Genomic DNA, 13,513 nt, shown 5'->3' with positions numbered 1-13,513 from the left:
CGCTCAGTCCTCCGGGTGGTCGGCGGGGTCGCCGGCGGGTGCGGACAGGTCGACCTCGACGCCCTCCGCCTCGGCCACGAGGGCGCCGATGGCCTCGGCGAGCTCGGCGGCCTTGAGCGGGAGCCCGCGCACGTGGTTGTAGCCCACGGCGTCGACGAGGTAGCGCGCGCGCAGCAGCAGCGAGAGCTGCCCGAGGTTCATCTCCGGCACGAGGACCTTGTCGTAGCCGCGCAGGATCTCCCCGAGGTCGTCGGGGAAGGGGTTGAGGTGGCGCAGGTGCACCTGCGCCACGCGGTGGCCGGCACGGCGCACGCGACGAACGCCCGCGCCGATGGGGCCGTAGGTCGAGCCCCAGCCGATGACCAGGACCGAGGCTGCGCCCGAGGGGTCGTCGACCTCCAGCGGCGGCAGCGAGGCGGCGATGCGGTCGACCTTGGCCTGCCGGGTGCGGACCATGCGGTCGTGGTTGGCGGGGTCGTAGGAGATGTTGCCGTGGCCCTCGCCCTTCTCGAGCCCGCCGATGCGGTGCTCGAGGCCGGGGGTGCCCGGCACGGCCCAGGGGCGGGCCAGGGTGTCCTCGTCGCGCAGGTAGGGCCAGAAGTCGCGGGTGTCGGGGTCGTCGGGGGAGACCACGTGGTTGGGCCCGGTGGCGAAGCCCGGGTCGATGCGCGGGAGGTCCTCGACGTCGGGGATGCGCCACGGCTCGGAGCCGTTGGCGAGGTAGCCGTCGGAGAGCAGGATGACCGGCGTGCGGTAGGTGACCGCGATCCGGGTGGCCTCGAGGGCGGCGTCGAAGCAGTCCCCGGGCGACTGCGGCGCGACGACCGGCACCGGGGCCTCGCCGTTGCGCCCGAACATCGCCTGGAGCAGGTCGGCCTGCTCGGTCTTGGTGGGCAGCCCGGTGGAGGGTCCGCCGCGCTGCACGTCGATGACCACGAGGGGCAGCTCGGTCATGACCGCCAGGCCGATGGCCTCCGACTTCAGCGCCACGCCGGGCCCGGAGGTCGTGGTCACCCCGAGGTGGCCCGCGAAGGAGGCGCCGATGGCCGAGCCGACTCCCGAGATCTCGTCCTCGGCCTGGAAGGTCGTCACGCCGAACGCCTTGTGCTTGCTCAGCTCGTGGAGGATGTCGGAGGCCGGGGTGATGGGGTAGGACCCCAGGAAGACCGGCAGCCCCGACTGCACGCCCGCGGCGACGAGGCCGTAGGACAGCGCGAGGTTGCCGGTGATGTTGCGGTAGGTGCCGGGGGCCATCGGCGCCGGCTTGACCTCGTAGCGCACCGCGAAGGTCTCGGTGGTCTCCCCGAAGCTCCACCCCGCGGAGAAGGCGGCGAGGTTGGCGTCGCGGATGGCCGGCACCTTGGCGAAGCGCTTGGCGAGGAACGCCTCGGTGGAGTCGGTCGGGCGGCCGTACATCCACGACAGCAGCCCCAGGGCGAACATGTTCTTGGCCCGCGCGGCGTCCTTGCGCGAGAGCCCGAACTCCTTGACCGCCCCCACCGTCATGCCGGTGAGGTCCACGGGGTGGACCGCGAAGTCGGCCAGCGGCGAGCCGGGGGACCCGAGGTCGGCCAGCGGGTCGGAGTCGTAGCCGGCCTTGGTGAGGTTGCGGCCGCCGAAGTCGTGGGTGTCGACGATGATCGTCGCCCCGCGGGGCAGGTCGGGCAGGTTGGCCCGCAGGGCCGCGGGGTTCATGGCGACCAGGACGTCGGGGGCGTCGCCGGCGGTGAGGATGTCGTGGTCGGCGAAGTGCACCTGGAAGGACGACACGCCCGGCAGCGTGCCCTGGGGGGCGCGGATCTCGGCCGGGAAGTTGGGCAGGGTGACCAGGTCGTTGCCGAAGGCCGCCGACTCCTGGGTGAACCGGTCGCCGGTCAGCTGCATGCCGTCACCGGAGTCCCCGGCGAACCTGATGATGACCCGATCGAGCTGCTTGACCTGCTTCGACACCTCGCGACACTCCTCGCCTCGGACGTCTTCGGACTGTAGCCCGCGTCACGCGAGGCGCCCCGGGTTTCCAGGTGCTGGACGACCCCGCCGGCGCCGCCCACGAGAGCCCGCGCGACGCGCCGGACGACTCTGTCCAGACCAGTGGTCACTTAAACATCTTTTGTGCAGTAATCTACGCGAGATTGGTTGTTCACTCCTGTTCCGTCAGGAGTGGTGAGCAGCCTCTGGGTGCAGGGGCGGACAAGGGACACACGATGAACAAGCAGCTCAAGGCGGCGCTGGCGCTGGGTGCGACGGGGGTGCTGGCCCTGACCGGGTGCTCCACCTCCAGCGGCAGCGAGTCGGGCGAGACCATCAGCGTCAACGCCTTCTCGGTGATGGAGGCGGCCAACGAGCCGGTCTTCGAGGACTTCGTCGGCACCGACGCCGGCGAGGGGATGTCGGTCGGCGACTTCACCACCTCCTACGGCGCCTCCGGCGACCAGAGTCGTGCCGTCGAGGCCGGCGCCGACGCCGACGTCGTGCACTACTCCCTCGAGACCGACGTGACCCGCCTGGTCGGCGACGGCCTCGTGGCCGAGGACTGGAAGGACAACGCCACCAACGGCATCGCGACCTCCTCGGTCGTCGTCTTCGTCGTGCGCTCGGGCAACCCCGAGGGCATCGAGACCTGGGACGACATCGTCGAGCCCGGCGTCGAGGTCATCACCCCCAACCCCGGCTCCTCGGGCTCGGCGCGGTGGAACATCCTGGCGGCCTGGGCCCACATCGCCGGCAACGGCGGCACCGAGGACGAGGCGCGCGACTTCGTGACCTCGCTGCTCGACAACACCATCGCCCTGCCCGGCAGCGGCCGCGAGGCCACCACGGCCTTCACCGACGGCAGCGGCGACGTGCTGCTGTCCTACGAGAACGAGGCCATCCTGGCCAAGCAGAGCGGCGCCGACATCGACTACGTCGTGCCGCCGGACACCCTGCTCATCGAGAACCCCGCCGCCGTCACCGTCGACGCCGACGAGACCGCCCAGGCCTTCCTCGACTTCATGACCAGCCCCGAGGCGCAGGCCGACTACGCGCAGTCGGGCTTCCGCCCCGTCGTCGACGGCGTCGACGTGGGCGAGGTCGAGGGCGCCAACGACCCGGCCGACCCGTTCCCCACCCCCGAGGAGCTCTTCACCATCGACGACGACTTCGGTGGCTGGGGCGAGGCGGCCGACCTCTACTTCGGCGACGGCGAGGACGGCAACCCGCTGGGCATCATCACCGAGCTGCAGCAGGAGACCGGCAAGGTCGGCGAGGAGTGACCAGCACCCCTGTGCTCGAGCGGCCGGCGTCCCCCGAGGGACGCCGGCCCCGGCGCGTGCGCCGTACGACGCCCCGCAGCACGCTGACGCGTGGCGCGGGCCTGGGCCTGGGCATCGCGATGCTGTGGTTCAGCATCCTGGTGCTGCTCCCGCTCTCCGCCGTGGTCGCCGCGGCCGCGGAGGGCGGCTGGGGCCGCTACCTCTCGGTCCTGCAGAACGACCAGACCTGGGCCGCGGTCACCCTGACCGTCTCCCAGGCCGTCCTGGTCACGCTGGTCAACGTCGTGGTCGGCACCGTCATCGCCTGGGTGCTGGTGCGCGACCGCTTCTGGGGCAAGCGCGCCCTCGACGTCGTCATCGACGTGCCCTTCGCCCTGCCCACCATCGTCGCCGGGCTCGTGCTGCTCTCGCTCTACGGGCCCAACAGCCCGCTTGGCCTGCACTGGGCCTTCACGCCCAACGCCGTGACGCTGGCCCTGGCCTTCGTGACGCTGCCCTTCATCGTGCGCACGGTGCAGCCGGTGCTGGAGGAGCTCGAGACCGACGTCGAGGAGGCGGCCGCCTCGCTGGGGGCCAAGCGGTCGACGATCTTCCGGCGCATCATCCTGCCCAGCCTCGTGCCGGCCATCACCGCCGGTGCGGCGCTGTCCTTCGCCCGCGCGATCTCCGAGTACGGCTCGCTGGTCCTGCTCAGCGGCAACAAGCCCTACGAGACCGAGGTGGTCTCGGTGCGGGTGCTGACCTTCATCGAGAACGGCAACACCGCCTCCGCGGCCGCGCTGGCCTCGGTGATGCTGGCCATCGCGCTGGTGGTCATCGTGCTGCTCGACGTGCTCCAGCGACGGGTGTCGCGTCGTGGCTAGCCGGGGCACGACCACCACGATGGTCTCGCCGCCGGTGAAGTGGGGCCTGCGGGTCCTGGCCGTCGGCTACGTGTTCTTCCTCGTGGCCTGGCCGCTGGCGCTGCTGGTGCGCCAGACCTTCGGCAACGGCCTGGGCAACCTCGTCGACGCGCTCGGCGACGAGCAGGTCACCGGGGCGCTGCAGCTGACGGCGATGATCGCCTTCTGGGCCGTGGTGATCAACCTGGTCTTCGGCGTGACCATCTCGATCCTGCTGGTGCGCTACGAGTTCCCCGGCAAGCGGGTGCTCTCGGCGCTCATCGACCTGCCGCTGTCGGTGTCGCCGGTCGTGGTCGGCCTCGCGCTGGTGCTGGCCTACAACGGCCGCAACGGCCTGGTCGGGCCCGAGCTGGAGGCCCGCGGCGTGCAGGTCATCTTCGACTCCCCGGGCATGATCATGGCCACCTGCTTCGTAGCCCTGCCGCTGGTCATCCGCGAGGTCGTGCCGGTGCTGGTCGAGGTCGGCGACGACCAGGAGCAGGCCGCGCGCAGCCTCGGCGCCAACGCGCCCCAGACGTTCTGGCGGATCACCTTGCCCAGCATCAAGTGGGGCGTGGTCTACGGCGTGGTGCTCAGCCTCGCCCGCTCGGTCGGGGAGTTCGGCGCGGTCAAGATCGTCTCGGGCAACATCACCGGCCGCACCCAGACCGCGACCCTCGTCGTCGAGCAGAAGTACCAGAACTTCCAGCAGGAGACGGCCTACGCGACGTCCTTCCTGCTGATCCTGGTCAGCATCGCCTGCCTCCTCGTCGTCGCCTTCCTCCGCCCCAAGCACGACTCGTGACCTCCCGAAGGAGCCACCCATGAGCATCGAAGTCTCAGGTCTCACCAAGAAGTTCGGCGACTTCGTCGCCCTCGACGACGTGTCGGTCTCGCTGCCCACGGGCCAGCTCACCGCACTGCTCGGCCCCTCGGGCGGCGGCAAGTCGACCCTGCTGCGCATCATCGCGGGCCTCGACACCGCCGACTCCGGCACCGTCTCGATCGAGGGCGTCGACGCCACCGGGCTGCCGGCGCAGAAGCGCAACGTCGGCTTCGTCTTCCAGCACTACGCCGTCTTCAAGCACATGACGGTGGCCAAGAACGTCGCCTTCGGCCTGGAGATCCGCAAGCGGCCCAAGGCGGAGATCGCCCACCGGGTCGAGGAGCTGCTCGAGCTCGTCCACCTCTCCCAGTTCTCCCACCGCCTGCCCTCCCAGCTCTCGGGCGGCCAGCGCCAGCGCATGGCCTTGGCCCGCGCCCTGGCGGTCGAGCCGAGCGTGCTGCTGCTCGACGAGCCCTTCGGTGCGCTCGACGCCAAGGTCCGCAAGGAGCTGCGCGACTGGCTGCGCCGGCTGCACGACGAGGTGCACGTGACCACGGTCTTCGTGACCCACGACCAGGAGGAGGCCCTCGAGGTCGCCGACGAGATCGTGGTGATCAACGAGGGCCGCGTCGAGCAGGTGGGCTCGCCCGACCAGCTCTACGACGAGCCGGCCAACGACTTCGTCATGGGCTTCCTGGGCGAGGTCACCACCCTGGGCGGCGTCGTGCTGCGACCGCACGACGTCGAGGTCGCGCTCCAGCCCGGCCTCGCCGGCGCGGTGCGCGGCACGGTCACCCGTGTGCTGCGGGTCGGCTTCGAGGTCCGCGTGACGGTGCGCACCGGCGACGGTGACCCGACCGCGGTCTCGGCCCAGGCCAGCCCCGACACCACCGTGGTGCTGACCCGCACCCACGCCCGCCAGCTCGGCCTCGACGCCGGCACGCAGGTGTGGCTGACGCCGGCCTCCGGCGCCACGACGGTCTCCTCGATGGCGCCGGCCGGACGCCGCGCGGCCGTCACCTCGGGGGTCTGAGACTCCCGGCCGCGGGTGGGACCGCACCCTCCCACCCGCGGCCGGGCCCCTCGTCCGGTGGCCGGGTGGGGCGCCTCAGCGGTAGTTGGTGAACTGCACCGCGAAGTCGTAGTCCTGGCCCCGCACGAGCGCCTGCACGGCCTGGAGGTCGTCGCGCTTCTTCGACGACACCCGCAGCTCGTCGCCCTGGATCTGGGCCTTGACGCCCTTGGGGCCCTCGTCGCGGATCAGCTTGGAGATCTTCTTGGCGTCCTCGGAGGTGATGCCCTCCTTGAGCGCGATCGCGATCTTGCTCTGCTGGCCCGACTGGCGCGGCTCGGAGGCGTCGAGCACCTTGAGGCTGACGTCGCGCTTGACGAGCTTGCCCTTGAAGACGTCGAGCACGGCGCTGGCGCGGTCGTCGGCCGAGGCGCTGATCTCGATGGCCTGGTCGCCCTGCCACTCGATGGTGGCGCCGGTGCCCTTGAAGTCGAAGCGGGTCGCGATCTCGCGGGCGGTCTGCCCCAGGGCGTTGTCGACCTCCTGGCGGTCGAGCTTGCTGACGATGTCGAACGACGAGTCGGCCATGTCGGTCCTCTGCGCTGGTGGCAGCTGGTCGCTGCGGGTGATCGGGTCGGCCCCGGCCGGTGTTTTCCTCCTGTGCCGGGGGCTGCGCTATTGTTTCGCCTCGTCGTCCTCCGGCCAAGCCGGGGGCGAGCGACACCCGGCAGGTTGCCCGAGCGGCCAATGGGAGCGGACTGTAAATCCGTCGGCTTTGCCTTCGAAGGTTCGAATCCTTCACCTGCCACGAGCGCCCCCGGTCTCCACCGACCGGGGGCGTTCCTCGTCTGCGGCCCGGCCCAGGCGGGCCCGACCCGGTCGGGGTCAGTCCTGGGTGCCGGCGGGGCGCCGCGAGAGCAGGTCGAAGGCCGGCCCGATCGCTCGGTCCCACACCGCCGGGGCCAGGGTGAAGGCCGCGACCAGGGCGTAGTTGGTCAGGCCGGTCTGGGCCCGCGGGCCGGGGGCGTCGAGGCAGGCGACGAGCTGGCGGCCCACCCGCTCGGGGCTGATGCTCGGCGGCGGGGGCCGGTTGACCATGCCGGCGGAGTCGAGGGCGCTGTCGTAGATCGGGGTGTCGACGCTGCCCGGCGAGACGTGGCAGACGTGCACGTGCGGGAGGTCGGAGCTCTCGATCTGCAGCTGGCGGGCCAGGGCGCGCACGCCCCACTTGCTCACGACGTAGGGCGTCATGTCGGGCACGGCGACGTGCCCGAGCAGGGAGCCCACCAGCACAAGCACGCCGCGCTCCTGGCGTCGCAGCACGCGCATGGTGTGGCGGGCCACGTTGGCCGAGGCCAGCAGGTTGGTGCGCACGACGGCGTCGAAGGTCTCGGCGTCGAGCTCCTCGGCGCGCCCGTAGGCCACGACCCCGGCCGAGTGCACGAGAGCGTCGACGCGGCCGTGGCGCTCGAGCACGAGGTCGACCAGCGCGGCGACGTCCTCGTCGGCGTCGAGGTCGGCGGGCAGCACCAGCGCGGAGGCGGCGCCCTCGTCGCGGCACACCTCGGCGACCTCGTCGAGCACCTCCTCGCGGCGAGCGACGAGCACGACGTGGTCACCGCGGCGCGACAGCTCCAGGGCGGTGGCGCGGCCGATGCCGCTCGAGGCGCCCGTGACCACCACGACCCGCGGGTGGGGTCCGGCGTCGGAGCGGCGCAGCAGCCCGGCGGCCCGGGCGACGGCGGCCGGTGCCGGCAGGAGCAGCGGCAGGGGCAGGCGCGGGAGCTGGGGGAGGAAGGAGGGGAGGGACGGCACGGGGACTCCTGGTGCGGTGGGGTCGAGCAGGGGATGGTGCCGGGGCGGTGCCGGGCTGGTGCCGGGCTGGTGTCGGGACGGTGCAGCCGTCGTGGCGGGGCGCGAGGGGCGCGAGGCGGGCTCAGCGCCGCCAGCGGGCCCCGCTGCCCTCGCGGGTGCGGCGGCGACCGAGGAGGGTCCAGACGCCGCGCTCGGTGTGGCCGCCGGGGGCGGCCTCGAGGACGTTGCCGCCGTCGGGGCCCACGGCGGGCCCGCGCAGCACCACGGCCCGCACGGCGGGACCGACGACGCGGTCGTAGACGAAGGGCGCGAGCCGGAAGCCGAGGATCGTGGCCAGGTTGGCGGGGCCCACCTCGACGTGGCGGCGGCGCGGGTGGTCGAGGCAGCGCTCGACCGCACGGGCCACCCGGTCGGGCCCGACCACCGGCGGCGGGGCCGACCCACGGCTGCCGGCGTAGGTCGCCGCCTCGTCGTAGATCGGGGTGTCGATGGCGCCGGGGGAGACCAGGCACACGTGGAGGCCAGGCTCGTCGCGCAGCTCGAGCTGCAGCGAGCGCACCAGCCCGAGCTGGCCCCACTTGGCGGTGACGTAGGTGCTCATCGAGGGCACGGCCACCTCGGCCAGCAGGGAGCTGACGACGACGAGGGTGCCCGCGCCCTGGGCGCGGAAGACGGGCAGCGTCGCCCGCACGAGGTGGGCGGTGCCGTGCACCGCGGTCTCGACGACGTGCTCGAAGACCTCGCGCGGCACCTGCTCGACGGTGCCGTAGGCCATGCCCTGCGCGGTGGTGACCACCGCGTCGAGCCGACCGTACGCCGCCACCGCGGCCCTCACGCACGCCTCCACCTGGGCGGGGTCGGTGAGGTCGGTGGGCACCACCAGGGTGGCGGCGGCCCCGGCGTCGCGGCAGGCGGCGGCGGTGCGGTCGAGCGCCGCGGGGTCGCGGGCGGCCAGCACGAGGCGGGCGCCACGGGCCGACAGCCGCCGGGCCGTGGCCAGGCCGATGCCGGAGGAGGCCCCGACGACGAGCACGGCGGGGCGGGCGGCGCGGTGGTCGCCGCTCAGGCCGCCGGTGCTGGCCGGTGACGGGCGCCCGGGGGCCTCGGTGGACGGGCCGGGCGAGGGATCGTGCGTGGGGTGCATGCGGACCTCCGCACGAGGGGACGGGTCGTCCCCGACGCTACCCGCGTGCGCCGCGACCTCCCCCGCCCCGAGGGGTGGGGCCGGAGGCGACGGGGCGGAGCCGGACCAGACCTCTTGGCGGCGACACGCCGGCGGCACCCATCCGTGACGACGGCGGCTCCGAAGCAGGGTCAGTCACGCCTCCGTGGCCCGGATCACACCCTCCTCGAAAGGCCGTCCTGTGAACCTCCCTCGCCTGCGTCGCCCCACCCCCTCCATGGCCGTCTCCGTGATGGCACTCGTCGTCGCCATGGGCGGCACCTCCTACGCCGCGGTCAAGATCAGCTCCGAGGACGTCGTCAACAACTCGCTGACCGGCCAGGACATCAAGAACGACTCGGTGGCCTCGATCGACGTCAAGAACGGCACGCTGCAGGCCAAGGACTTCCGCGACGGCACCCTGGTCCAGGGCCCGGCGGGTCCCGCTGGCGCCGACGGGGCCGACGGCGCGGGCCGCTGGGTGCTCGTGGGCGCCGACGGCAGCATCGTGGACCAGTCGGGCGGCTTCTCGATCGTGGCGGCCTACCCCACGCTCCCCAACACCGCGCCCGCCGGCTCGCCCGACAACAGCCTGCGCGCCAACGGCAACGTCTACATCAGCGCCGGCGACGACATCTCCGACAGCGGCCTGGTCGCCACGATCTCCCTGCAGAACACGGTGGACCAGAACGGCGACGGCGTGACCACCGGCCGTGCGCCCGGCGCCGACGCCAACCCGGAGTTCTCCGGCGAGATCTCGGTCAGCCGCTGCAACGTCGGCGCGCCGACCACCCCGCCCTCGGGTCCGACCAACTGCGCGCCCACCGGCGCCCAGAACGCCCAGAGCTTCGTGGTCTCCCCGCGCAACAGCGACGGCTCCGTCACCACCGACGGCACCCGCAAGCCGTTCTACGTCGTCCTCACCGAGGCCCCGGTGCCGGCGGGTCGCTGACCCCCGGTCCCACCTGCACGACCCGCACCACCCGCTCGACCACGCAGGACCCCCGGCGACCCCGCGGGGAGCGAGTTCGGCTGACGTTCACCGACCGCTCCTCGCGGGGTCGACCCGTGTGCGGGCGGCGGCCCTCCGGGCTCCCTAGCCTGCGCTGGTGCTGACTCGAGGGCTCGCCGGCAGCCTGCTCGTGCTCCTGGGGGGCCTGGTGGTCTCGACGCTGCCGGCCAGCTCGCCCGTGCTCGACGCCGACGCGCTGGTGGCGCTGCGCGCGCACCCGGCCGGGCGCATGCTCGGCCTGGCCGTGGTGCTCACCGGTCTGGGGCTGCTCGCCGCCTCCTGGCTGCGCCTGTGCCGTCGCGTCGCGCTGCCCCACGGGTGAGAGCACCGCCGACCGGCTGGCGCTGGTGCGCCACGCGTGCGTGGTCTGGTCGGCACCGCTGGTGCTCGCACCGCCCCTGTTCTCCCGCGACGGCTGGTCCTACGCCGCCCAGGGCACGTTGGCCCACCTCGGGCTCTCGCCCTACGAGCACGGCCCGTCGGTGCTCTCGGGCCCGGTGGTCGAGGCCGTCGACCCGATGTGGCTCGACACCCCGGCGCCCTACGGGCCGCTGCCGCTCGCCCTGGGCGACCTCGCCGCCGCCCACACCGGCAACCCGTGGGTGCTGGTGGTCGCCCACCGGGGCGTGGCGCTGGTGGGGCTGCTCCTGCTGGCCTGGGCGGTGCCGCGGCTGGCCCGCTGGAGCGGGGTCGACCCCGCCCTGGCCAGCGCGGTGGTGCTCGTGTCGCCGCTGATGCTGGCCAACGGCGTGGGAGGCCTGCACAACGACCTGCTGATGGTCGGCCTGATGGCCGCGGCGCTGGTGGTGGCCGCCGAGCACGGCTGGGCGGCCGGTGCGGTGCTGGGCGGTCTCGCCGCCGCGGTCAAGGTGCCGGGCGGCCTGGTGTGCCTGGGCGTCGTCCTGGTCGGGCTGCCCGCGGCCGCGGGGGCGCTCGAGCGGGTGCGCCGCGCCGCGGCGGTGGCCGGCGTCGCGGTCGGCGTGCTGGTGGGGCTCGGCGCCGTCACGGGGCTCGGTCTGGGGTGGGTCGCCGCGCTCGGGGTGCCGGGCACCGTGAGCACCCCGCTGTCGTCGACCACGCTGGTGGGCGGCGCGCTCGACCGTGTCGCCGGACTGGTCGGGCTCGGCCCGGGCCCGCTGGACCTCGTCGACGTGCTGCGCACGGCGGGCACGCTGGCCGCCCTGCTGCTGGGCCTGTGGGCGCTGCTGCGCCGGCCCGCGGGCGACCGCGCCTCGGCGGTGGCCACGGTGGCCCTGGTGGTCGGGGCCACGGTGGTCCTCGGCCCCGTCGTGCACCTGTGGTACTTCCTGTGGGCCGCACCCTTCCTCGCCGTGCTGCGCCTCGACCGGCTCGGGATGGTCGCGCTGCTCGCGGCCTCCACCGTGCTCGGGCTGGTCGCCCCCCTCGACTCCTCGCTGCACGGCGCCTACCTGGCGATCGTGCTGGGCTGCCTGCTCGTGGCGGCGCTGCTGCCGGTGCTCCTGCTCACCCGCCGCGCCCGCGCCCGGCTCGGGCGCATCGCCCACGCCAGCCCGGCGCGCGCGCCCGCCCGGGGTGCGGGGCCCGCGTCGGGCGCTCAGCCCGCGGCGGGAGCGACGGTGCCGCGCACCTCGCCGAGCGTGATCCGACCGCCGGTGGTCGACGGCGCGGAGTAGCGCAGCACCACCTCGTCGCCGTCCTCGAGGAAGCCGCGCCCCGCGCCCTCCACGCGCCCGCCCCGGGTCAGCTCGAGCAGGCAGCCCCGCTCGTCGTCACCGGGGCCGCTGATCGTGCCCGAGGCGAACAGGTCGCCGGTGCGCAGCGCGGCGCCGTTGGAGGTCAGGTGGGCCAGCATCTGCGCGGGCGCCCAGTAGGTCGTGGCGTACGACGGCCGGCTCACCACCGTGCCCGCCACCTCGACCTCGACCTCGACGTCGAGCCCCCGCGGGGTGGAGCCGTCGGCGTGGCGCAGGTGCGGCAGCGGGGCGGGCTCCTGGCCCGGGAGGTCGCACCAGGCCGCGTCGAGCGCCGCCAGCGGGGTCACCCACGCCGAGACCGAGGTGGCGAAGGACTTGCCGAGCATCGGACCGAGCGGCACGTACTCCCACGCCTGGAGGTCGCGCGCCGACCAGTCGTTGACGCCCACGACGCCGAAGACGTGGTCGGCCAGGGCGTCCACGCCCACCGTGCTCCCCAGGGCGCTCGGGACGCCGACCACGAAGCCGAGCTCGGCCTCGAGGTCCAGGCGCTGCGTGGGGCCGAAGGCCGGCCGGTCGGGCTCCTCGCGGGAGGGACGACCCTGGCCGCGGGGGCGGACGACCGGGGTGCCGCTGACGACCACGGTGCCCGCGCGGCCGTGGTATCCCACCGGCAGGTGGCGCCACTGCGGGGGCAGCGGGTCCTGACCGGGCCGCAGGATCTCCGCCACGCGGGTGGCGTGGTGCTCGGAGGCGTAGAAGTCCACCAGGTCGGCCACCTCGAAGGGCAGGTGCAGCACGACGTCGGCCAGGTCGTGGGAGGGCGCGACCCCGGTGGCGGCCAGGTCGCGCACCTGCTCCCGGGTCTCGGCCCACACCGCCGGCCCCAGGGCCATCAGCGCGTGGAGCGACGCCGTCGCGAGCTCGGGACGCCCGGTGGCCTCGGCCAGGTCGACCACCCGGTCGCCCAGCCGCGCCCCGACGCGGCGCGGACCGCCGTCGCGGGAGAAGACGCCGTAGGGCAGGTGGTCGAGGCCGAAGCCGTCCGTCGCGCCGTCCCCGGCGCCGTCGGGGCTCACAGGGCTCACAGCGCCACGCCCAGCTCGCGCAGCGCCGCGCCGAGGGCCTCGACCTCGGTGGGGGAGGCCAGGTCGGCGCCGGTCAGCCAGCGTCGGGCCCCCGCGAGCCCGTCCAGGCCGACCAGCGCGGCCGCGTCGGCCGTCGTGAGCGCCTCGACGACCTCGCCGCGCGAGGCGCCGTCGAAGGCCAGCCGGGTGGCCCCGAGCAGCGCCAGCGGGCCGGGGGCGGGCACCGGTGCGGCGCCGGCGCCGGTGGCGTGCCACGGGGTCTCGCGGTCGAGGGCGGCGTCGACCAGCGCCGCGAGCAGCCCGGGCTCGGTGGCGGCGGGCAGCAGCAGGCCGAGCTCGGCGGCGGCCAGCTCGTCGAGCGCCGCCAGCCAGGCGGTCGTGGGGCCGGTGGGGCCGAGGTGGCCCGCCGGCACGCCCACCTGCACGACGACGTCGTCGGCGAGGGCGCCCTCCCCGCGCGCCGCGTCGACCGCGGCGACGACCCGGCGGGCGTTGCCGGCCAGGTCGTCGAGGTCGCGCAGCGTCACCGCCAGCCTCGTCAGGCCCACCTGCGGCCGGCGTGCGCACCACCCGGCCGGACCGGCCAGCTGGCCGGCCCCGCCGGTGACCGCGACTGCCACGGCGAGCCGGCCCTCCTGCGGCAGCGTCAGCCGCGGCAGGTCGGTGTCGGCGACGAGCGCTGCGCCCGGCAGGGAGCCGAGGCGCTCGTCGTACGACGGGGGGAGGGCGGGGTCGCTCACGACCGCGTCGGCGAGGGCGTGGGTCCACGGTGCGGGCACGACCGGCA

At 74.3% G+C, this 13,513-nt stretch carries 13 protein-coding genes and 1 tRNA gene; 8 read left to right on the top strand and 6 right to left on the bottom strand.

Annotated features, from left to right (window positions below):
- Positions 1-3: 3 nt before the first annotated feature.
- On the bottom strand, positions 4-1,950 hold the full coding sequence (locus ASF47_RS14860) for a 2-oxoacid:acceptor oxidoreductase subunit alpha (RefSeq protein WP_056864810.1): 1,947 nt from the start codon (positions 1,948-1,950) through the stop codon (positions 4-6).
- A gap of 254 nt (positions 1,951-2,204) precedes the next feature.
- On the opposite strand from ASF47_RS14860, the gene ASF47_RS14855 reads away from it, so the two are divergent.
- The 4 genes from ASF47_RS14855 to ASF47_RS14840 are packed head-to-tail and all read left to right on the top strand — an operon-like array spanning position 2,205 to position 5,994.
- Positions 2,205-3,254: a sulfate ABC transporter substrate-binding protein gene (locus tag ASF47_RS14855; RefSeq protein WP_056864809.1), complete on the top strand. Its 1,050-nt coding sequence runs from the start codon at positions 2,205-2,207 to the stop codon at positions 3,252-3,254.
- Positions 3,251-4,117, top strand: coding sequence for a sulfate ABC transporter permease subunit CysT (cysT, locus tag ASF47_RS14850; RefSeq protein ID WP_056864808.1), 867 nt, complete (start codon positions 3,251-3,253; stop codon positions 4,115-4,117). Before ASF47_RS14855 ends, cysT begins: the two co-directional genes overlap by 4 nt.
- Positions 4,110-4,940, top strand: coding sequence for a sulfate ABC transporter permease (locus ASF47_RS14845; protein ID WP_228943171.1), 831 nt, complete (start codon positions 4,110-4,112; stop codon positions 4,938-4,940). The genes cysT and ASF47_RS14845 overlap by 8 nt, the downstream gene beginning before the upstream one ends.
- Positions 4,941-4,959: 19 nt before the next feature.
- Complete coding sequence (locus ASF47_RS14840) at positions 4,960-5,994, top strand: sulfate/molybdate ABC transporter ATP-binding protein (RefSeq protein ID WP_056864806.1); 1,035 nt, start codon at positions 4,960-4,962, stop codon at positions 5,992-5,994.
- Between the two features lie 75 nt (positions 5,995-6,069).
- Here the strand turns inward: ASF47_RS14840 and ASF47_RS14835 are convergent, their stop codons facing one another.
- On the bottom strand, positions 6,070-6,561 hold the full coding sequence (locus ASF47_RS14835; RefSeq protein ID WP_056864805.1) for a YajQ family cyclic di-GMP-binding protein: 492 nt from the start codon (positions 6,559-6,561) through the stop codon (positions 6,070-6,072).
- Positions 6,562-6,699: 138 nt separating this feature from the next.
- Between ASF47_RS14835 and ASF47_RS14830 the strand changes: the two genes are divergently transcribed.
- Positions 6,700-6,781, top strand: a tRNA-Tyr gene (locus tag ASF47_RS14830).
- 77 nt (positions 6,782-6,858) lie between these two features.
- Here the strand turns inward: ASF47_RS14830 and ASF47_RS14825 are convergent.
- Both ASF47_RS14825 and ASF47_RS14820 read right to left on the bottom strand, forming a co-directional pair.
- A complete protein-coding gene (locus ASF47_RS14825; RefSeq protein WP_056864804.1) occupies positions 6,859-7,788 on the bottom strand; it encodes an SDR family NAD(P)-dependent oxidoreductase in 930 nt (309 codons plus the stop codon).
- 121 nt (positions 7,789-7,909) lie between these two features.
- Entirely contained in the window at positions 7,910-8,932 is a 1,023-nt protein-coding gene (locus tag ASF47_RS14820; RefSeq protein WP_082500373.1) for an SDR family NAD(P)-dependent oxidoreductase, read from the bottom strand.
- Positions 8,933-9,152: 220 nt separating this feature from the next.
- Between ASF47_RS14820 and ASF47_RS14815 the strand changes: the two genes are divergently transcribed.
- The 3 genes from ASF47_RS14815 (at position 9,153) to mptB (ending at position 11,617) form a co-directional block, all read left to right on the top strand.
- Positions 9,153-9,902, top strand: coding sequence for a hypothetical protein (locus ASF47_RS14815; protein ID WP_056905337.1), 750 nt, complete (start codon positions 9,153-9,155; stop codon positions 9,900-9,902).
- A 157-nt stretch (positions 9,903-10,059) separates the two neighbouring features.
- Positions 10,060-10,284 carry a hypothetical protein gene (locus tag ASF47_RS14810; protein ID WP_156697934.1) on the top strand — a complete coding sequence of 75 codons (225 nt, stop codon included), beginning with the start codon at positions 10,060-10,062 and terminating at the stop codon, positions 10,282-10,284.
- Positions 10,285-10,309: 25 nt separating this feature from the next.
- Positions 10,310-11,617, top strand: a complete 1,308-nt coding sequence (mptB, locus tag ASF47_RS14805; protein ID WP_200919144.1) for a polyprenol phosphomannose-dependent alpha 1,6 mannosyltransferase MptB — start codon at positions 10,310-10,312, stop codon at positions 11,615-11,617.
- On the opposite strand, the gene ASF47_RS14800 is transcribed toward mptB, so the two are convergent.
- Positions 11,539-12,726: a fumarylacetoacetate hydrolase family protein gene (locus tag ASF47_RS14800; RefSeq protein WP_056864800.1), complete on the bottom strand. Its 1,188-nt coding sequence runs from the start codon at positions 12,724-12,726 to the stop codon at positions 11,539-11,541. The genes mptB and ASF47_RS14800 overlap by 79 nt on opposite strands.
- On the bottom strand, positions 12,723-13,505 hold the full coding sequence (locus tag ASF47_RS14795) for a hypothetical protein (protein ID WP_056864799.1): 783 nt from the start codon (positions 13,503-13,505) through the stop codon (positions 12,723-12,725). The genes ASF47_RS14800 and ASF47_RS14795 overlap by 4 nt, the downstream gene beginning before the upstream one ends.
- Between the last annotated feature and the right edge of the window lie 8 nt (positions 13,506-13,513).

Source organism: Nocardioides sp. Leaf285 (assembly GCF_001422955.1).
GTDB classification, from domain to species: Bacteria; Actinomycetota; Actinomycetes; order Propionibacteriales; family Nocardioidaceae; genus Nocardioides; species Nocardioides kribbensis.
This window is presented reverse-complemented; position numbering and strand designations above follow the sequence as displayed.

Excerpts from the sequence above, each read along its gene's own strand:
- ASF47_RS14835 (WP_056864805.1), bottom strand. The coding sequence starts at position 6,561 with ATGGCCGACTCGTCGTTCGACATCGTCAGCAAGCTCGACCGCCAGGAG.
- ASF47_RS14820 (WP_082500373.1), bottom strand. The coding sequence starts at position 8,932 with ATGCACCCCACGCACGATCCCTCGCCCGGCCCGTCCACCGAGGCCCCC.
- ASF47_RS14840 (WP_056864806.1), top strand. The coding sequence starts at position 4,960 with ATGAGCATCGAAGTCTCAGGTCTCACCAAGAAGTTCGGCGACTTCGTC.
- ASF47_RS14855 (WP_056864809.1), top strand. The coding sequence starts at position 2,205 with ATGAACAAGCAGCTCAAGGCGGCGCTGGCGCTGGGTGCGACGGGGGTG.